A 20,106-nucleotide genomic window follows, 5' to 3' on the forward strand; every position below is an offset into this window, starting at 1 on the left:
AAATAATGGTAAAGCAAGTTTATAACATAAAGCCAATGAAAGCTCTAGTAATATTAATGAAATAAAGTTGACTAAAGGAGGTGTATAATACTGCTGCGGCCTATATATCAGCACGCTAGCGCGCTGACCGAAATTTTATTTTGGCTAGTTTCGAAACAATTAGCGCGATAAAAAACAATATCGCTAGTATCAATACGATAGAGAGTCCCGTCTGGATATCTAGCCAGATACTTCCCCACACGCCAAGCGTCACGCCGAGCTGCGCAATGATAAACGCTGTGACCACCATTTGCTTTGGTGATGAAGACCATAAGCGTGCCGTCAGTGCAGGTAACACCAATAAACCGCTGATCAATAAGCTGCCAACAGCCTGTAGCGCAATCGCACAAAACCCTGCGAGAACGCCCATAAAAAATAGTCGCTGGCGGGTCGGGTTAATGCCTTGAATACGAGCTAGTGCTTCATGAGTCGCCAGTTTTATTTGAGCGGGCCAAATATACAATAGTAGCCCCAACCCAGCCAGTACACTACCAGCGAGTAGTGGCAAATCCGCCCAGTCCAGCTCAAGTAAGTTACCAAATAAAAACCCCAAGACATTGGCTTGTTGATTGGTCAACTGCGTTAAAGTCAATAGCCCCAAACACAACAGCGTGACGGCTACCACCGCGAGCACGGCATCAGCTGGCAGACGGTCATCATCCATCAGTACCAGACACAGCACCACCGCTGCACTAACCAACGCAACACCTATACCCATGGGCAACTGCCACCAAGCAGCAAGTGCAACTCCAAGCAAGGTACCATGTGCTAAAGCATCGGCAAAGAATGCCATGCGTCGCCACAAGACTAAGCATCCTAAAGGCGCTGATAGTAGTGCTAAAATACTGCCAGCGATCCAAGCAGGTGCAATAATGGCTAACCAAGCGGTCATAAGAAGTGTCCGTAAAATTTTTATAAAAAAAGTTAGTGCTATCTATCGGTCTGGTCACGCTAGCTTTAACGAATTTGATGTTAGCTATTTTCGATTTAGATCATCAACGTTTTTGGTCATTATCGTTATAACTCGCTTGGTGCATGATGCTCGCAAGCATGCGGCTGATGCACATATGGCTGCTCATAATGATGACCAAATAGCTTTTGAAACTCAGAGCTGATAGCAAGCTCGCTTGGTTGTCCTTCACAGCAAATGTGCTTGTTGAGACAAATGACACGGCGACTGCCTTTCATTACCCAGTGCAGATCATGTGATACTACCAGCATCGCACAGCGCAAAAACTCCGGCAGCTCATCGATAAATTGATATAACCAAACCTCGGTATCTGGATCGAGACCCTGCATCGGTTCATCTAAGATAAGTAGATTGGGCTTATCTAATAGCGCCCTCGCCAATAGTACTCGCTGTGTTTCACCACCTGATAAGTGCAGCATTTGTCGTGACAATAGATGCGTTAGTGACAAATTATCAAATATAAACTGTCGCTGCTCAGAAGTGAGACGCTTCTTATCTGCTTGTCCCAACAAATCGCAGACGCGCAGCGGCAATATGGGCGGCACAGCAAATCGCTGCGGTACATAGCCAAGCTGTAGCTGTTGATGGGCTGTAATACTGCCTTTTGTGGATTCGATCAGACCCAAAATAAGCTTGACCAACGTTGACTTACCAGCACCATTAGGTCCAATAATACTGACGGTCTCATTGATTGCAATATCGATATCAATATGTGAGAGCAAACGTTGATGCCCGATATGGTAACTGACGTTGTTCAAGCTCAGCAGTTTGCCAGCTTCATTCGTGGTACTACTATTCACAATAGTAGTAGTCGACTGGTTAGAGGGTGAGGTAGACAGGCTCATAGGATGACAACGAATAGGTAAATGAATAATACAAATAAACAATCAATGACAGTGACATACTTTTTAGGCAACCAAAGAGCCTGAATAAATCTTACTGGCAAACTTGGCAACGACCACTAAGCTCAATAACACTACGCTCAACCGTAAAACCGACATCTTGCTCAGCGAAACTCATCATTTCTTGTACTGGTAAGCTGCTACATTCCTGAACTCGCTGACACTGATCGCAGATTAAAAAGGCAGCAGTGTGCTGTGCTCTGGGATGGCAGCAAGGAACATAAGCATTGATAGACGTTAATTGATGAATCAAACCTTCACTTAGTAAAAACTCTAAGCTGCGGTAAACCGTTGGCGGCGCAACATTTTTTGGTGCTCGCTTTTTGGTTGATGGTTTTTCTGCAGATTGCTTTGATAAGCCTGATGCTTTTAGCGTATCACTATCATCCATTTCAAATAGGCGCATTTGCTGCAATTGCGTGATTAAGTCATAAGCACCAACAGGTTGATCAGACTCTAAAACCAGCTGATATATCTGCTGGCGCAAAGGGGTAAAACGTGCCCCACTCAGACGACAGTGCTCTTTTGCTGCTGTTAAGCGTTCAATAACGTCATGCGGAGTCAAATCTTGCACATCATGTAAATGTTCGCAATTCGATGAGGTAGTAGACATAGTACAGGCTCCCAAAAATAGCATGGTAATCGCATGACGTTTTTTATGATAGCGTTTTTTATTGTTATAGTATAACATAATAAACATAGAATCGAATCAGTTGTCTTACCTCTCTTATATATATTGATCATTTTTTATCCATGATGCGGCACGACACTGTGACTCATAATTTTGTTACTCATTGATTAAAGAGCTTACCATGAACTCTGTTTTTACTTATTTACGACGCTCAATCATTACGTTACAGCGCTTACTGATTACAGGATTGGTAGTCTTAGGCTCTTTTACAGTAAGCGCGCACGCAGCAACGGTCAGTGTCAGCAATCATCCCATGTTTTTACTTAGCCAAGCTGTGACGGAAGGCACGCCTTCTGCCAACCAAATTTTACAAGCTGGCGATGTGGGTCACCATGGCAGTATTAGTCCAAGTGATAAGAAAGCCATTCAAGATAGTAAATTTGTGGTTTGGTTTGGTCCCTCATTAGAGAACAGCCTGACTGGTAGTTTAGAGATGGCACCTAATGCCATTGACCTATTTGCTTTTGATGCTTTTACTCGACATCCTCTTCGTGATATTCAAGGAAAACCTATTGCGGGCACATTCGACCCACATATCTGGCTTGATCCTGAAAATGCAAAGGCCATTACTCGTGCCTTAGCTGTTATTCATAGCCATGCCAATCCAGAGTATAAAAGCACCTACCAAGCCAACGCCAAAAAATTTGCGCAGCGTATGGACAATGCTGTAGCGAAGATACAGCAATCCACACAAAAACAGCGTCCTTATTGGGCCTATCACGACGCCTATCAATATATCGAAAATGCTACACAAATAAAGCTGGCAGGTAGTTTAAGTCCAGACCATCACCTTGCCCCGAAAGCAAGTCAATTGCGCTGGCTTAATGACAATCGTCCAGACAAACAGATGTGCTTGGTCAATCAAAGCACCGCTAGCAAAGGATTGCTTGCCAAATTGCAGCCTATCAATACCACTGTCCAAATCGAAGACATGAGCGATAGCCAAGACTTTGTAGAAGGATGGACAGCAATGGCTCAGCAAATCCACCAATGCATATCCTAGGATAGGAAGCCATTCGTTAGGGTTGTTTTAGAGGCTAGAGTTTTTAGGAAGAGTGAGACAGCTGTTTTTCAAGTATCTGCTATGGCTATGTAACATAGCAATACCAGTGGGTTGCGTTAGGTGACTGATAAAAGTCATATTTTACTTGCTTAATAGTGGCGGTCTCCTTATAATAAGTGGCGTTTTATTTTGGTTTAAAGGTAATGCCTGTAGAGTAAGTCATTTACGGATAAAAGTGTCGCAAGTATGCTATATTATCCCAATGCTGAAAGGCTATAGGAATATCGATGACCAAGCCTGCCAAACGCACGCAAAAAGATAAAATAGGCATCTATATCAAACGCCAAGCATGGATATTGTTTATCCTTATCATTATTGCTTGGATGATAGATACGATTTGGTTACGTAGTGAGCTTACTGTAGCAAAGAGCGCCGCCATTGGTGCACTACTCAGCTTTACGACTCAAGCCGTTTTTGCTTTTTTTATCTTTTGGTACACTGGATATCGCGCGCGCCAACATATCGTTAGCCAGCTATATCGAGGTCAAATGGCTAAATGGCTGTTGACTGTGTTTGGTTTCGCACTAATTTTTATTACCGTACAACCCCTATCGGCGCCAGCGCTGTTTATCGGTTTTATGGTAATGCAAATTAGTCACAGTTGGATGTTGTGGCATATACGCTAGCGCTAATAAATGATCACTACATAGATAATTTATTCATAGTACTGGCAAGTCACCCTGCCGTCCAACTTCTCTATGACTAGTTCAGAAAGTCAAAGTACAAAACTGTCCTATGACAGCACCAATGATTATAAAAATCGAAGTATGAGCCTCTATGTCAGGCGCAGTATGCAACGACACAGTGATAGGGTAGAGTTGACCAAGCTATTAGCCTCACTGATGATTAAATTTTTACAGTTTAGTTATGGACGACTAACTATATTAGTAGCCGTTATTGTCAGCTAACTTATTCATACAGTGGATAATAAAATCATAATTGACTTTACACGAATACAACGCTGCATTAATATAGGCAGCTAAATATTTTGTTTATGAGCGCTACACTAAGCGCCGGTCGTAAAAAACGGCCAGTAGACAAGCACATATAATAATTTTGCGTATACATGCAAGGGCTATTACTGAGTTATCATAAGCCCTTTTTTGATAGCTAAAATTTATGTCAAGTTATCAAATATAGCATTAGTAATAGAACTATGGGTTGGATGTTGTTGGTTACATGGGTGCTTTTAGTATGATTTATTTGTTTGCTTAATTGTAAGGCAAATAGAAATACTAAACCCCATCAGATGACAACCATATTTTTGGTAGTTGATTAAATCGTTGATTAATAAGAAGCTTACATTATGGCATCCGAGCAAACATCATCAGAATATATCTCTCACCACTTAACGAATTGGACGTACGGCTATTTGCCGGGCGAAGGTTGGAAAGTTGCCTATAACGCTGAAGAAGCAGGGCAAATGGGCTTCAATGCTATCCATCTTGATTCTATGCTATGGTCAGTTGGTCTAGGTATTTTATTTTGTACCATCTTTTGGATGGTTGCCAAAAAAGTCACCTCAGGCGTACCAAGCAAAACTCAGGCAGCGGTTGAGATGATCGTTGAGTTTGTTGATAACAACGTTCGTGATTCGTACAGTGGTACATCAAAATTGATCGCGCCATTGGCGTTGACTATTTTTGTTTGGATCTTCTTGATGAACTTGATGGATTTGATACCTGTTGATTTTATTCCAGGTATTGCAGGTCAAGTTGGCGCCGCCATGGGTCACGATCCACATCATGTTTTCTTTAAGATTGTTCCAACGACTGATCCTAACATCACGCTTGGCATGTCGTTCTCTGTCTTTGCACTGATTATCTTTTATAGCATTAAAGAAAAAGGTTTGGGCGGCTTTATTGGTGAGTTAACATTGCATCCATTTAGCGCCAAAAACCCAATCGTACAAGCGATTTTGATCCCGATCAACTTCATCCTAGAAGCAGTTACCTTAATAGCAAAACCTGTATCACTTGGTTTGCGTCTATTCGGTAACATGTATGCTGGGGAATTGATTTTCATACTGATTGCTCTAATGCCGTTTTGGATTCAATGGGCGTTATCGGTACCGTGGGCTATCTTCCACATCTTAGTTATTACACTTCAAGCGTTCGTATTCATGATGCTGACGATAGTTTATATGTCGCTTGCATCATCAACTGAACATTAATTAGACATTCAATAGGTAAATGAGGATACATCAATGGATCCAGTATTAGGTGGTTACACAGTTATCGCAGTAGCACTACTTATCGGTCTTGGCGCACTTGGCACAGGTATTGGTTTTGCTATTCTAGGTGGTAAATTCTTAGAAGGCGTAGCTCGTCAACCAGAGCTTGGCTCACAGTTGCAAACTCGTATGTTCATCGTAGCAGGTCTTTTGGATGCTATTCCGATGATCGGTGTTGGTATTGCTATGCTATTGTTGTTTGCTAACCCTCTAGCAGGTTAATCCGAAAGCTCAGTTGTACATGTTTGGTGCTCAAGGGTTTTCTATTAAATATAGTCAAGATTTGACTACCAAACATGATCAATGAAACTGATTTTTCATTAACAAAGAGGTGATCACGTGAATATCAATTTTACCCTCGTCGGTCAAGCCATTGCTTTTGCAATATTTGTGATTTTTTGCATGAAATTCGTGTGGCCACCACTTATCGGTGCCATCAATGAGCGTCAGCGTAAAATTGCTGAAGGTCTGAATGCCGCAGAAAAAGCAAAAGCAGATTTGGCGACCGCGGAGCAAAATGTCCAGCAGGAACTTGATCTTGCAAAGACCAAGGCTGCCGCTCTAATCGAGCAAGCAAACAAGAGTGCCAATCAGCTCATCGAAGATGCAAAATCGCAAGCCCAAGCGGAAGGCGAGCGCATTCGTCAACAAGCGCAAGCGTCTATCGACCAAGAAATCAATCAAGCGCGTGAATCATTACGTGCCCAAGTTGCTGAACTGGCTGTACTTGGTGCAGAGAAGATTTTGCAAGACAAAGTCGATGTGCAAAAACATGCCAGTATGTTAGACCAACTGGCGGCGAAGCTGTAATTGTGAGGATATAATGGCTGACTTATCAACCTTAGCACGACCGTACGCTAAAGCCGCGTTTGACTATGCCAATGAAAACGGCGCTGTACACGAGTGGGAAGATTTCTTACTTGTCGCTAGCACTGTTGTCAATGACAAGTCGTTCAGTACTTGGCTAGACAATCCAGCTGTTTCTGCTGAGCATAAGTCAGCTGCTTTGGTCGATCTTTATGACTCACAAGTGGCCGGTGATAGCGACTCTGCTTTTAAACAGCTACTAGGCGAGAGAAAAGGTTCTCGCTACGGTAACAGTATTAGCTACCCTAAAGTATCACCCCAGCTCAATAATTTTGTTAAGCAGTTGGCGCAACAAGAGCGTCTAGCGCTGCTTCCTGAAGTTTATGAGCATTATCGCCGTCACAAGGCAATAAGCTTAAAGCAGCTTGACGCATATGTGACTTCTGCCTACCCATTGACTGATGACCAGCGTCAAATGCTACAAACGCGTCTTGCTACCTCGCTAAATGCCAGTGTAGTGATTCACGAATCAGTTGATCCAAGTTTATTGGCAGGCGCTACAATCAAAGTCGGTGATAAAGTCATTGATGATTCGATGCGCGGCAAGTTACAACAGTTAAAAACACAGCTAACTGCCTAATGCCATTTATCGATGCAGTCATATATTATCTGCGTCATAGCAAGAGCATTTGAGTCAGTGGGCGGGTTATCATAAATTAAAGGAAACAAGGCAATGCAACAATTGAATCCAGCGGAAATCAGTAACCTGATTAAGCAGCGTATTCAAGACCTTGATGCGGGTGCAACTGCAAAGAATGAAGGCACGATTGTCAAAGTATCTGACGGTATCGTGCAGATTCATGGTCTTGAAGATGCCATGTACGGCGAAATGATTGAGTTTGAAGGCGAAATCTACGGAATGGCTCTAAACTTAGAGCGTGATTCTGTTGGCGCGGTAGTACTTGGCGATTACCTAAAGCTGCAAGAAGGTCAAAAAGCCTATTGTACTGGTCGTATTCTTGAAGTACCAGTAGGTCCTGAGCTGTTAGGCCGTGTTGTTGATGCTTTGGGTAATCCTATTGATGGCAAAGGTCCAATCAATGCCAAGATGACTGATAAAGTCGAAAAGATCGCTCCAGGCGTTATCGACCGTCAATCAGTAGATCAACCAGTAATGACTGGTTATAAAGCCGTTGATACCATGATTCCAATCGGTCGTGGTCAGCGTGAGCTTATCATTGGTGACCGTCAGACTGGTAAAACAGCGATGGCTATCGATGCGATCATCGCACAGAAAGCTTCAGGCATTAAATGTGTATACGTGGCTATCGGACAGAAACGTTCGACTATCGCTAACGTCGTACGTAAGCTTGAGCAAACTGGCGCACTAGAATATACCACCGTTGTTGTTGCTTCAGCCTCAGAGCCTGCAGCACTTCAGTATATCGCACCGTACTCAGGTTGTACGATGGGCGAATACTTCCGCGACCGCGGCGAAGATGCACTGATTGTATTTGATGACTTATCAAAACAAGCCGTTGCTTATCGTCAGATTTCACTACTATTACGCCGTCCGCCAGGTCGTGAAGCGTATCCTGGTGATGTATTCTATTTACACTCACGCCTACTTGAGCGTGCATCACGCGTAAACGCTGATTATGTAGAAAAGTTCACTAACGGTGAAGTGAAAGGTAAAACTGGTTCTTTAACCGCACTACCAATCATTGAAACCCAAGCTGGTGACGTATCTGCATTCGTACCAACCAACGTGATTTCGATCACTGATGGTCAGATCTTCTTAGAGTCTAGTTTATTCGCCTCAGGTATCCGCCCAGCAGTCAACGCTGGTATCTCGGTATCTCGTGTGGGCGGGGCCGCTCAGACTAAGATCATCAAAAAGCTATCTGGTGGTATTCGTACCGCTCTAGCTCAGTATCGTGAACTAGCAGCATTCGCTCAGTTTGCCTCAGATCTTGATGACGCCACTCGCGAACAGCTTGATCATGGTGAGCGTGTAACTGAATTGATGAAGCAAAAGCAGTATCAGCCGATGTCAATCTCTGAGCAAGCAGCCGTTATCTATGCTTCAAACGAAGGCTTCTTAGCTGATGTACCTGTCGAAAAGATTGGTTCTTTTGAAGAAGCGTACTTGCGTTATATGCATGATGAGCAAAGTGAATTGATGCGTGAGATTGATGACACTGCGAACTACAACGACGATATCGCAGGTCGTTTAAAGTCATCTCTAGAGACCTTTAAACAAAATCACAGTTATTAATTTAACGGGTTAAGCCGAATTGGTTATAACTGTTATTTGAAAAGTGGCGCGTTGTCTGATCAGATATTTGCGCCACTGTTTTAACCATGATCGGTATTAGATCGCGTAATGCCACAAGATATAAAATGTTATTCTATAAAATTGATGTTGTATATCAAACGATTGTCGCATGCGCCAATGCTTTTTAACCCTCTTATATTGGAATCATTATGGCAAGCTTAAAAGAGATACGTGCCAAAGTCACCAGTATTAAAAGCACCCAGAAAATTACTCGTGCGATGCAAATGGTAGCGGCAAGTAAAATGCGCCGTGCCCAAGAGCGCATGGAAGTGGGTCGCCCGTATGCTGATAGTATGCGCCGGGTTATTTCACATTTGGTGCATGCCTCATCAGACTATAAACATCCGTATATGGTATCGCGTCCAGTCAATAAGGTTGGCTATATTGTCATTACCTCTGACCGTGGCCTAGCGGGTGGTTTGAATATTAACCTATTCAAAGCTTTAACTAAAAGTATCCAAGATTATCAAGATCAGTCAGTACAAGCTGAGTTTGCAGTCATCGGTGCCAAAGGTGTGAGTTTCTTCAAAAACTTTGGTGGTAAAGTCACATCGGCTGTGACCGACTATGGCGATAAACCAACGTTTGAGCAATTGAATGCACCGGTTCAAGCGATGCTTGAAGACTATAGTAACGGCAATATTGACCGTATCTATGTGGTCTACAACCGATTCATCAATGCGATGACTCAGAAACCAACAGTCAATCAGTTGGTTCCTCTACCAGAGCAGTCATTTGGTGATGAAGACAGTGGTCTACAGACAGAACTTAGCTGGGATTATATCTACGAGCCTGATATCAAGACGTTGATTGATGAATTACTTGGTCGCTACATCGAGTCGATTGTTTATCAAGCGGTAATGGAAAACATCGCCTCTGAGCAGTCTTCACGTATGGTTGCGATGAAAGCGGCAACAGATAATGCTGGTGACCTTATTAACGATTTACAGTTGGTTTATAACAAGCTGCGTCAAGCGGCGATTACCCGAGAAATCTCGGAAATCGTTGGCGGTGCTGCTGCTGTTTCATAATTGACTACACCTATATATAGAAGTTCAAGGAGAACGCAATGAGTAGCGGTCGTATTGTACAGATTATTGGCGCGGTTCTTGACGTTGAGTTCAACCGTAATGAAGTTCCTCAAATTTTTGATGCCTTGCAAGTAGATGGTACCGAAACTACCCTAGAAGTACAGCAACAGCTAGGTGATGGTATCGTACGTACTATTGCAATGGGTTCAACCGAAGGTTTAAAGCGTAACCTACCTGTTACTAATACTGGTGCACCTATTTCTGTGCCTGTTGGTACTGGTACGCTAGGTCGCATCATGGATGTTCTTGGTCGTCCTATCGATGAAGAAGGTCCTGTTGTTGCTGACGATAAATGGTCTATCCACCGTGAAGCACCAAGCTATGCTGAGCAATCAAACAGCACTGAGCTGCTAGAGACTGGTATTAAAGTTATCGATCTACTTTGCCCGTTTGCTAAAGGTGGTAAAGTTGGTCTGTTTGGCGGTGCTGGTGTTGGTAAAACCGTTAACATGATGGAGCTGATCAACAACATCGCTCTAAAACATGAAGGTTTGTCAGTATTTGCTGGTGTTGGTGAGCGTACTCGTGAAGGTAACGATTTCTATCACGAAATGCAAGAAGCTGGCGTTGTAAACACCGAAGACTTCAGTAAGTCTAAAGTTGCAATGGTATATGGCCAGATGAATGAGCCACCGGGTAACCGTTTACGTGTTGCACTGTCTGGTTTGACCATGGCTGAGTACTTCCGTGATACCAAAGATCCTGTTACTGGCAAAGGTCGTGACGTACTATTGTTTGTTGATAACATCTACCGTTATACACTAGCGGGTACAGAAGTATCAGCATTGCTTGGTCGTATGCCGTCAGCAGTTGGTTATCAGCCAACACTAGCTGAAGAGATGGGCTTACTACAAGAGCGTATTACGTCAACTCAGTCAGGCTCTATTACGTCAGTTCAGGCGGTATACGTACCTGCGGATGATTTGACCGATCCATCACCTGCTACAACGTTTGCTCACTTGGATGCAACAGTTGTACTAAGCCGTGATATCGCATCACAAGGTATCTATCCTGCGGTTGATCCACTCGATTCAACGTCACGTCAGCTAGATCCACAAGTAATCGGCGAAGAGCATTACAATGTTGCTCGTGGTGTTCAGGAAGTTCTACAGCGTTATAAAGAGCTTAAAGACATCATCGCTATCTTGGGTATGGATGAGTTATCAGAAGAAGATAAACTGGTTGTTTATCGTGCTCGTAAGATCCAGCGCTTCTTGTCTCAGCCATTCCACGTAGCCGAAGTCTTCACTGGTGCACCTGGTAAATACGTACCACTACGCGATACCATTGCGAGCTTTAAAGCAATTATCGCCGGTGAATACGACGACCTACCAGAGCAAGCGTTCTACATGGCTGGTAGCATCGATGAAGTTGTTGCTAAAGCAGAAAAAATGAAGTCTAAATCAGCGTAAGTTGTGCTCGCACTTGCTAAAAGGCAAATAGGTTACCACAACTCTATTTGCCACTAAGTAACGCATCGCAGTTTTGATCGTAAGGAGTTAAGTATGGCAACGTTACAATGTCGCGTCGTAAGTGCTCGTGAAGAGTTGTATTCAGGCGAAATTAGCATGTTAATAGCTACTGGTACCGAAGGCGAGATTGGTGTATTGCCAGGTCACACACCGCTTATTACTTTGCTAAAACCGGGTGCAATGCGAGTGCAAAAAGCAAACGGCGAAGAAGAAGTGATCTATGTTTCAGGTGGCGTATTAGAAGTACAACCAAAAATGGTTACCGTACTGGCTGATACGGCCATGCGTGCGCATAATCTTGACGAAAGCAAAATCGTTGAAGCACGTAAAAAAGCGGAGCAAATGCTGGTCAATCAATCTGATACATTACAAACCAATGCGGCTTTGGCCTCACTTGCAGAGTCAGTAGGACAATTACAGACTATTCGTAAGTATAAAAACCGCGCATAATTCATTACTGATAGTTCTAGCTAATTATTTAGAGTTATCGCTAGAAGTAATGATAAAAAGACAGTCCATTATATGGGCTGTTTTTTTATGTCTACTCGTTAATGATTGATTCACTTTATCATGATTGACCTCGCTCAGCTCTGAGGTATGAGTAAATGAATTCTCTATTCTTTAAAGTAAAATCGTTCATCTAAGATTGAGAGAAACAATATTAGAATATTCCGAAAAGTTACTGGCGACAATCGTAATATGTCGTTATATTAGATAATGGAACATCGTAAATAAACAGCGATGATTGAGTGTATTTGAGCAACCTTAATCATTCATTTGATAATTCATATTTACTTAGATATTAAGTAGTCTGCAAAAGTAAAACCATTAGCTGATGCAGAAATATATGACATTATTTTTGGACGTAAACTAAAGTTTTAGTCGATATAGTTTATAGGTTTTGTTAACGACTATCAGCTATAGTATAGGAAGCAATACGTTTAATAGTATACTGTGCTGCTAAGTTTGTAACAGCTATACGAACATCGATTGTGCCACTTTATGGTGCTATTAATTTTTACCGCTCTTACTTTTACTGCTTTTAAATTAGATGTATTAGAGGATATAACAATGACAACGACTGAAGAAGACAACACCCCCCGAATCTTGATTGTTGAAGATGATGAGCGTCTGGCCATGTTGACTCAAGATTACTTGGTCAAAAATGGTTTAGAAGTAGCAATTGAAACTGATGGTAACCGTGCTATACGCCGTATCGTCAATGAGCAACCAGACATGGTCGTACTTGATGTTATGCTTCCTGGTAGCGATGGTCTGACCGTATGCCGTGAAGTGCGCCCGCATTATCAAAATCCAATTTTGATGTTGACTGCACGTACTGAAGACATGGATCAGGTATTGGGTCTTGAGATGGGTGCTGATGATTATGTTGCCAAGCCTGCTCAGCCACGTGTATTGCTTGCCCGTATTCGGGCCTTGCTACGTCGTTCAGAAAATGCACCATCAGAAGACGTGCCACAGCGTCTAGAGTTTGGCGAGTTGGTCATTGATAATGGTGGTCGTTCAGTCAATCTAGGTGATGAATTGGTTGATTTCACCAGTGCAGAATACGATCTACTATGGTTGCTTGCATCTAACGCAGGCCGTATCTTATCTCGTGAAGATATTTTTGAGCGTCTACGTGGTATTGAGTATGATGGACAAGATCGCTCAATCGATGTACGTATCTCACGTATCCGTCCAAAAATCGGTGATGATCCAGAAAATCCAAAACGTATCAAGACAGTACGTAGTAAGGGTTATCTGTTTGTGAAAGAAGGTAACTAAGTCATTTTTGCTCATTTAATGACTAAATATTGATCGCCGTTTGAAAAAACCAGCCTAGTTGCTGGTTTTTTTTTGTGGCTAAATTCTAATTTTTGAACTTAAATGCGGTGTTATGTGGTTTAATTAAGCACTTATTATAGACGCGAACTAAATGCATAAAATGTCTATTCTTTTTGGATGATCATTGCATATCCATTAAAATATACTATTTAGCGTCTGATAATCCTATTCAACAGTGTTCGATATCAATCACATAGCAGCGATTATATGCTAGATGATGTCAGCAGTTTTTATTTATTAAGTTGGTCACGGCACGTATGTCACTAGTCTCTTCTTTAAAACACAGTATTTTTGTCCGTATCTATGCTGGACTACTCATAGTCTGTTTGTGCGTAGCATTGTTTGCGCAGTTATTGATGGGTACTATCAATAAGGAGCGTGTACAGTCCTACCGTGAAAACATGGCAATGGGGGCTTTTCATTTGGTGAGCGAAGGCATCTCTCACCAAAATACTGCAGAAGAGCGTGAATACTGGTTATCTGATGCCAGTAGTTTATTTGGTGCAAATTTTAAAATCATACCTATTGATGAAGTAGATTTTACTGCCAGCGAGTTACGACGATTTAAAAATGATAATACTGTCGTTCGTTACGTCGAACAGCCTGTCTATGCAGATGTTTATTATCGCTTGCCGGATAATGAGAATGTCCTAACAGCGCGGATATCGGAAGTCACGGAACAACAAGTCAGAGCAATTGCTGTCTTTTTATTGGACGACTTGTCTTATGAAGTCACCTTGTCTGATAAACGTGCACGCTTGGCTGAACTTGAGGAGAAATTTTCTTTCCCTCTGGCATTTGTGCCTGTTAACACGCTAGATTTAGATTCAGATCAAATGTCGCGCCTACGCCGTGATGAAGTAGTCATCTCATTACAAGATCCTAATAGCAGTACCAGTAGTTCGGCCATCAAGATAGTGGTTCCGTCTGAAATTAATGATATGGCAGTATTGATAGGCCCTGTACCATTGTTTAACTGGTTCCCACTTAATTTGATTATTAGTATGATCCTGATTAGTATGTTTTTAATCAGTTTGGGTGTTTATGCGCTCATTTTCCCACTTGAGCGCAAGCTGCAGCTGATTCAAGTTGGTGTTAATGAGGTGAGTAAAGGCAACCTGGATATTCAAGTACAAGTAATTGGTCAAGATGAGATCGCGCGTTTATCAGCGACCTTTAACGCAATGACGTCACATATCAAGCGTTTGATTGAGTCGCAACGAGAGCTCACGCGAGCCGTATCACATGAGCTTCGTACACCAGTTGCTCGTATCCGATTTGCAGTAGATATGCTGGCTGATACTGATGACGAAGATTCACGTTTCATGCAGCGTGACTATATCGATGAAGATATCGAATCACTTAATGGCTTGATTGACGAGATTTTGACTTATGCCAAGCTCGAAGAGGGCTCGCCAAAATTAGATTTAGAACCAGTAAATCTCAGAGAATTGCTACAGCAGATTGAGCGTGAGACCAATGCATTAGGTAAGCCGATTAAAATAGTGACCAACTTACCAAATGCAAAAGTAACCGCGATTGCCGATCGACGCTATCTGCACCGTGTGATTCAGAATCTTGCAGGTAATGCTTTACGTTATGCCGAGACCACGATCATTATTAGTGCTGGTGTCAAAAAGGGCAATGCATTTGTCAGTGTCGAAGATGACGGTCATGGTATTCCTGAGGCTGATCGTGAAAAAGTATTTATACCGTTTTCGCGCTTGGATGATAGCCGTACACGAGCATCAGGCGGCTACGGCCTAGGTCTGTCTATTGTATCGCGCATTGCCTTTTGGTTTAATGGTAGTATGAAAGTAGATGAGAGCCGAGATCTTGGCGGCGCAAGATTCGTAATGACATGGCCTATCAAACCATTGACACAAATTTTGGCTGCTGACGAATTGACGCAAGAAAAAAGCGAACGCGATTTTGACACTAAATAACAATGCTGAACAATGATGATAAGTGAAAAGTTATCATCATTAAACGAACCTGATTACCGATATTTTGATAATCAGGTGTCTTGTTTGCAGCAGCTTATTCTAGGGTAGTTTGACAATATAGGAGGCAAAGGATGCCATATTTATTTGGTGGCTTGGTGCTATTGAATGCGATTACGCTGGGTTACTACTTGTTTCTAAAGCAGCCATCAACAACCCAAACGCTAAAGACAGCCAAAGAAGAGATTACTCAGCCATTGACATTTACCAATAGTGCTGAATATATTCCGCCCATCATCGGCAGCAAAGATTAATCTCCTGATACTTAATTTATTCAAAAGATAGATTTATAGCTCATCTTCATTCGATGTAATACTATTGACTGTAGATGTGTCATCGACTGCATCAGCAGCCAAGGTATTATCTCCAGCAACTTTAGAAAGTAGCGGTATACGCACACATACTTGTAACCCACCATCAGGGTGATTAATGGCCTCGACCGTACCATGATGTAACCGCGCAATGCGATCTACAATGGCCAGCCCCAGACCGCTACCTTGAGTAGTACGTGCGGTCTCCCCGCGCTCAAATGGCTGCATGATACGCTCCAATTGATCCTCTGCCACACCATCACCGCAGTCACGCACACAAATCATCAGTTGCTCTTGTGCTTCTTTATTGACAACGTTCTCACTGACGACATCGCTATCTTCTTCTTCAACTGTTTCTATAAATGTTGGTATCACCGTGGCTGATAGATAAATCGGCGGTTTACCATAACGATTGGCGTTATTGATCAGATTGATGATGAGACGCTTGATGGATAAGGGGCGTACAGGAACGACCTTGTGACACTCTGATTGATAAACGAACTTCATCGGTGCAAACTGCACCATGATCTCATTAAATATCGTGTCCAAATTGGTCAAGCTAACTGGCTCATCGGAACCATCTTTCATAAATGAGATGAACTGCTCCAAAATCGCATCCATATCCTCAATGTCGTAAATTAATCCTTCACGAAAAAAATCATCTGGTAGCATCTCAGCAGTCAGACGCATACGAGTCAAAGGTGTCCGCAGGTCATGTGAGATACCAGCGAGCATAATAGTTCGCTCTTTTTGGGCTTGATTCAACGTTGTAAATAGACGGTTAAAAGCCATGTTTACTTGTCGTATCTCGGTAGGGCCTTTTTGCGTTGGCAGTGTAGTCGCATGACCCAGACGAATATAGTTAGTCGCTGCACGTTGTAGATAACGTAGTGGACGGTTCAATTGACGTGCTAACAAGATAATGGTCAGCAGCGATAAGATAGGCAATCCAATCAAAAACAATATGAGCAATGTTGGGCTGTACTGCGAGTAGTAAACCACTGGCTCACGAATCCAGAAGCTGTCATCGCGACTGTCTTGTACCCAAAGCTGCGGCGTTGGTTTGAACTTGAAATAAACTTCGACAGGTCGACCCAGCTGCGCACCAATCTCATACTGAAGTACATCAGTAAAGAAGCTCACAAATGCTTTGTCAGCCACCTCCGGAAAGTCACTGGGGTTGTTCACCACCACTACATGAGAATGTTGATAAACCCATTGGCGGATATCGGGACGATATTGCCAATCTTTATTGACGCTATTAATTAATCGCAGCTCACTCGTCAAATAACGCGCATGGTTTTTGAGTTCTGGTAGGTACAGACTACGCCAAAAGAATAAAATCGACAAACTCACACTGATGAGGACAATAAAAGCGACCATCAAGGTTGTCAGCCAAGTATTGGAATAAGAACGTGGTAGCCAACCTTTGCGACGGGGCTTTGAGTTTGGAGTAATCATATAAATCCAGCAGATTAAGAAAATGTCTGATTAAATTTGGTTTTGAGTTAAGCCGCGATTTTATTTTGGAGAAAGAGCAGGTTGTTTTTAAAAATGGCGGCTGAGAGTAGGGTGTGTCAGTCTCTTTCAACACACCATAGAATAGCATAATCAATGAATCGTACTGTGAGGCTATTTATTTAAGTAGTTTGTTATGTGCCTCTCCAATATTTTAATAATATCAAAATTAAAGCACGGTATATTTTAGTAACTGATTAAGATAGACCGTCCTTAATAATTGTATAAAACGCATGGTTATGCTCGATTATGTTTTACATAGACTGGTATTTAAGCTATTGTTAATAAATAATTAAATATGCACAGTTTATGTTTTCAACAAATAAAGACTGTGATATAATTATGCCCTTTTTGGTATACCTGCGAAAGAGAGAATTCACATGGTTGTTATTCGTTTAGCACGGGGCGGTGCCAAGAAACGCCCATTTTATCAAGTAGTTGTTGCTGATCAACGCCGCGCGCGTGACGGTCGCTATATTGAAAACATCGGCTTTTTTAACCCACTCGCTAAAGAGTCTGAAGAAGCAGTACGCCTAAACATGGAAGCGTACAATGCGTGGATCGCAAAAGGTGCACAACCTTCAGATCGCGTTGCTTCATTAGCAAAAGCTTACAACAAGTCTGCAGCACAAACTGAAGCAACTGCTTAAGTTTTCGTTGCTACTGAGCCACTTGTAGTATGACTACAAGACGATTCAGTAGACTTTAGAATACATAGCGTAACTGGTCTGACCAGGGTGCGCCATTAACTGTTTATCGCTTTTGACACAATTGTTTTTGCAATTGCTGTTTTAATCATTGTTAGGTTAGCTGCTATGTCATCCACTCCAAACGCTAGTGCCCTTATGAAAATCGGTCAACTTAAGAAGCCTTATGGCATCAAAGGCTGGCTTTGGGTGTTTAGTGATACGGATGATCGTACAGCGATATTCGACATGAAGCCGTGGTGGATGAAAACCGCTACTGGCATGAAACCTTTGACTGTGAAAGCTTGGCGTGAGCAAGGCACAGGACTTGTGGCTCAATTTGAGCAGATTCCTGATCGCAATGTTGCTGAGACCATGAACGGTGTTACCGTTTGGGTCGAACAAAACGTCTTGCCGGAAACAGCTGAAGACGAATATTATTGGTCGGATTTGGTCAGTCTGCGCGTGATGAACGAGCAGAATGAGTATCTAGGCAATATCACTGAAATGTTTGAAACTGGTGCCCACGACATTATGCGCGTGGCAGCCAATTCAGACAGTTTGGATAATGAAGAGCGCCTAATTCCATGGCATAAGCAAACTGTAATAGAGGTCAATATGGCTGAAAAAACAGTACTTGTGGCATGGCCGAGTGATTATTAATATCGGTTCTAGCTTTTAGTTAGTGTTTATTGATAGTCACACCGATTATTTTAGCCTCAATGCAAGTAGACATCAGATGTATTTTGCCGTAATTAGTATTTTTCCTGAGATGTTTGCCACGATTCGTGAGTTTGGAATCACGGGACGGGCAGTGACTCAGGAGCAAGTTACGATTGAATGCATTAATCCACGTGATTATACCACTGATAACTATCGCCGTATTGACGAGCGCCCGTATGGTGGCGGTCCTGGGATGGTGATGATGGCTGAGCCATTATCGAAAGCCATTGAGGATGCACGCTTGCGTGCCAAGCAATATGGTTGCCGTGTCGATAGTGAGCATTGTCCGGTGATTTATATGTCACCGCAAGGGCAAACGCTTAGTGAGAGTAGCGTCGTCGGTATGACTGATTATGATGGCATGATTTTATTATGCGGTCGTTATGAAGGCATCGACGAGCGCCTGCTGTCACAATATGTCGATATGGAAGTATCATTGGGCGATTACGTGTTGACTGGTGGTGAGCTACCAGCAATGGTGCTAATGGATAGTGTGATACGTCGTCTACCCGATATCATGGGTGATGATAAGTCAGCAGAGCAAGACTCGTTCGTCGATGGTTTGCTTGATTGTCCACACTATACCAAGCCGCATGAGTTTGCGGGTATGGTGGTTCCTGAAGTGTTACTTTCGGGTCACCATGCCAATATTGCAAAATGGCGCTTTAGTCAGCAAGTCAGTCGTACGCAAGCGCGTCGTCCGGATTTGTGGCAAGCGTTTACTCCGACGGTAGAGCAAGCGAAGTGGCTTAAAGCACTAGCAAAAGCAGATAAAAAGTAGGTTGTTGATACCTGATTTTATCGTCATTAAGCTTGATAAACAGTTAAGAAACAGAATTTTGAGCAATAATAAAACGAGTCATCGCATAGTGGCCGTTGGTTATAACCCATTTATGTTGTATCTCACTATAAAGAGATACGATTAATTATTACAAACAGGTGATATGCGTAAAGCCTCTATTATCTAATGTGAGGAGATAACTCTCATGAGCAACAAGCATCCATTGGTTCAGGTCATCGAAAACGCTCAATTGATCGAGCGCCCAAACTTTGCACCCGGCGATACCGTTGTGGTACAAGTAAAAGTACGTGAAGGTGAGCGTGAGCGTTTACAGGCTTTTGAAGGCGTTGTAATTGCTAAGCGTAACCGCGGTCTAAACTCAGCGTTTACCGTACGTAAAATCTCAAGCGGCGTTGGCGTTGAGCGTGCATTCCAATTGCACTCACCAATCATCGATAGTATTGAAGTGAAACGTCGTGGTGCTGTTCGCCGTGCGAAACTGTACTACTTACGTGAGCGTTCTGGTAAATCAGCACGTATCCGCGAAAAACTTGCGCCACGTCCAGCTCAGAAAAAGACTGACGCTGGCGTACCTGATGCAGTTGATACTGCGCCTGGTATCTAAGTACA

The 20,106-nt window shown here is 42.7% G+C and carries 21 protein-coding genes; 17 read left to right on the plus strand and 4 right to left on the minus strand.

Translation table 11 applies throughout. The features are described from left to right. Positions 1 to 115 precede the first annotated feature (115 nt). The 3 genes from I3255_RS09500 to I3255_RS09510 all read right to left on the minus strand — a co-directional run bounded on the left by I3255_RS09500 (position 116) and on the right by I3255_RS09510 (position 2,524). The gene (locus tag I3255_RS09500) at positions 116 to 931 is read right to left on the minus strand and encodes a metal ABC transporter permease (protein ID WP_238038622.1); all 816 of its coding nucleotides are present in this window, start codon (positions 929 to 931) and stop codon (positions 116 to 118) included. A gap of 125 nt (positions 932 to 1,056) precedes the next feature. Then, positions 1,057 to 1,854, minus strand: a complete 798-nt coding sequence (locus I3255_RS09505) for a metal ABC transporter ATP-binding protein (protein ID WP_238038623.1) — start codon at positions 1,852 to 1,854, stop codon at positions 1,057 to 1,059. 91 nt (positions 1,855 to 1,945) lie between these two features. Next, positions 1,946 to 2,524 carry a transcriptional repressor gene (locus I3255_RS09510; RefSeq protein ID WP_238038624.1) on the minus strand — a complete coding sequence of 193 codons (579 nt, stop codon included), beginning with the start codon at positions 2,522 to 2,524 and terminating at the stop codon, positions 1,946 to 1,948. A 199-nt stretch (positions 2,525 to 2,723) separates the two neighbouring features. On the opposite strand from I3255_RS09510, the gene I3255_RS09515 reads away from it, so the two are divergent. The 13 genes from I3255_RS09515 to I3255_RS09575 all read left to right on the plus strand — a co-directional run bounded on the left by I3255_RS09515 (position 2,724) and on the right by I3255_RS09575 (position 15,711). Next, positions 2,724 to 3,605 (plus strand): zinc ABC transporter substrate-binding protein, encoded by an 882-nt coding sequence (locus I3255_RS09515; protein ID WP_238038625.1) that lies wholly within the window; start codon positions 2,724 to 2,726, stop codon positions 3,603 to 3,605. Positions 3,606 to 3,892: 287 nt separating this feature from the next. Beyond that, positions 3,893 to 4,291, plus strand: coding sequence for an ATP synthase subunit I (locus I3255_RS09520; RefSeq protein WP_238038626.1), 399 nt, complete (start codon positions 3,893 to 3,895; stop codon positions 4,289 to 4,291). Between the two features lie 680 nt (positions 4,292 to 4,971). Next, on the plus strand, positions 4,972 to 5,838 hold the full coding sequence (gene atpB, locus I3255_RS09525) for a F0F1 ATP synthase subunit A (protein ID WP_238038627.1): 867 nt from the start codon (positions 4,972 to 4,974) through the stop codon (positions 5,836 to 5,838). A 33-nt stretch (positions 5,839 to 5,871) separates the two neighbouring features. Beyond that, positions 5,872 to 6,120 (plus strand): F0F1 ATP synthase subunit C, encoded by a 249-nt coding sequence (gene atpE, locus I3255_RS09530; RefSeq protein ID WP_010197960.1) that lies wholly within the window; start codon positions 5,872 to 5,874, stop codon positions 6,118 to 6,120. A 117-nt stretch (positions 6,121 to 6,237) separates the two neighbouring features. Then, positions 6,238 to 6,708 (plus strand): F0F1 ATP synthase subunit B, encoded by a 471-nt coding sequence (locus I3255_RS09535; RefSeq protein WP_058023503.1) that lies wholly within the window; start codon positions 6,238 to 6,240, stop codon positions 6,706 to 6,708. 13 nt (positions 6,709 to 6,721) lie between these two features. Beyond that, on the plus strand, positions 6,722 to 7,345 hold the full coding sequence (locus tag I3255_RS09540) for a F0F1 ATP synthase subunit delta (RefSeq protein WP_238038628.1): 624 nt from the start codon (positions 6,722 to 6,724) through the stop codon (positions 7,343 to 7,345). A 93-nt stretch (positions 7,346 to 7,438) separates the two neighbouring features. After that, a complete protein-coding gene (gene atpA / locus I3255_RS09545; RefSeq protein WP_201601534.1) occupies positions 7,439 to 8,983 on the plus strand; it encodes a F0F1 ATP synthase subunit alpha in 1,545 nt (514 codons plus the stop codon). A gap of 209 nt (positions 8,984 to 9,192) precedes the next feature. Next, on the plus strand, positions 9,193 to 10,074 hold the full coding sequence (gene atpG / locus I3255_RS09550; protein WP_238038629.1) for a F0F1 ATP synthase subunit gamma: 882 nt from the start codon (positions 9,193 to 9,195) through the stop codon (positions 10,072 to 10,074). A 38-nt stretch (positions 10,075 to 10,112) separates the two neighbouring features. Beyond that, a complete protein-coding gene (atpD, locus tag I3255_RS09555) occupies positions 10,113 to 11,546 on the plus strand; it encodes a F0F1 ATP synthase subunit beta (protein ID WP_238038630.1) in 1,434 nt (477 codons plus the stop codon). Between the two features lie 93 nt (positions 11,547 to 11,639). Then, complete coding sequence (locus tag I3255_RS09560; RefSeq protein ID WP_058023508.1) at positions 11,640 to 12,056, plus strand: F0F1 ATP synthase subunit epsilon; 417 nt, start codon at positions 11,640 to 11,642, stop codon at positions 12,054 to 12,056. Positions 12,057 to 12,677: 621 nt separating this feature from the next. Further along, entirely contained in the window at positions 12,678 to 13,394 is a 717-nt protein-coding gene (locus tag I3255_RS09565) for a response regulator (protein WP_058023509.1), read from the plus strand. Positions 13,395 to 13,711: 317 nt separating this feature from the next. After that, a complete protein-coding gene (locus I3255_RS09570) occupies positions 13,712 to 15,400 on the plus strand; it encodes an ATP-binding protein (protein WP_201601548.1) in 1,689 nt (562 codons plus the stop codon). A gap of 131 nt (positions 15,401 to 15,531) precedes the next feature. Next, the gene (locus I3255_RS09575; RefSeq protein ID WP_238038631.1) at positions 15,532 to 15,711 is read left to right on the plus strand and encodes a hypothetical protein; all 180 of its coding nucleotides are present in this window, start codon (positions 15,532 to 15,534) and stop codon (positions 15,709 to 15,711) included. Between the two features lie 33 nt (positions 15,712 to 15,744). On the opposite strand, the gene I3255_RS09580 is transcribed toward I3255_RS09575, so the two are convergent. Continuing rightward, the gene (locus I3255_RS09580) at positions 15,745 to 17,229 is read right to left on the minus strand and encodes an ATP-binding protein (protein ID WP_238038632.1); all 1,485 of its coding nucleotides are present in this window, start codon (positions 17,227 to 17,229) and stop codon (positions 15,745 to 15,747) included. 437 nt (positions 17,230 to 17,666) lie between these two features. On the opposite strand from I3255_RS09580, the gene rpsP reads away from it, so the two are divergent. The 4 genes from rpsP to rplS all read left to right on the plus strand — a co-directional run bounded on the left by rpsP (position 17,667) and on the right by rplS (position 20,101). Further along, positions 17,667 to 17,936 carry a 30S ribosomal protein S16 gene (gene rpsP / locus I3255_RS09585; RefSeq protein WP_021812802.1) on the plus strand — a complete coding sequence of 90 codons (270 nt, stop codon included), beginning with the start codon at positions 17,667 to 17,669 and terminating at the stop codon, positions 17,934 to 17,936. A 165-nt stretch (positions 17,937 to 18,101) separates the two neighbouring features. Further along, positions 18,102 to 18,635 carry a ribosome maturation factor RimM gene (gene rimM, locus I3255_RS09590; RefSeq protein WP_238038633.1) on the plus strand — a complete coding sequence of 178 codons (534 nt, stop codon included), beginning with the start codon at positions 18,102 to 18,104 and terminating at the stop codon, positions 18,633 to 18,635. A gap of 76 nt (positions 18,636 to 18,711) precedes the next feature. Further along, positions 18,712 to 19,476, plus strand: coding sequence for a tRNA (guanosine(37)-N1)-methyltransferase TrmD (trmD, locus tag I3255_RS09595; protein WP_238038634.1), 765 nt, complete (start codon positions 18,712 to 18,714; stop codon positions 19,474 to 19,476). A 205-nt stretch (positions 19,477 to 19,681) separates the two neighbouring features. After that, on the plus strand, positions 19,682 to 20,101 hold the full coding sequence (rplS, locus tag I3255_RS09600) for a 50S ribosomal protein L19 (RefSeq protein WP_102093129.1): 420 nt from the start codon (positions 19,682 to 19,684) through the stop codon (positions 20,099 to 20,101). Positions 20,102 to 20,106 lie beyond the last annotated feature (5 nt).

This window comes from Psychrobacter sp. Ps6, assembly GCF_022129235.1.
In the GTDB taxonomy this organism is placed as follows: Bacteria; Pseudomonadota; Gammaproteobacteria; order Pseudomonadales; family Moraxellaceae; genus Psychrobacter.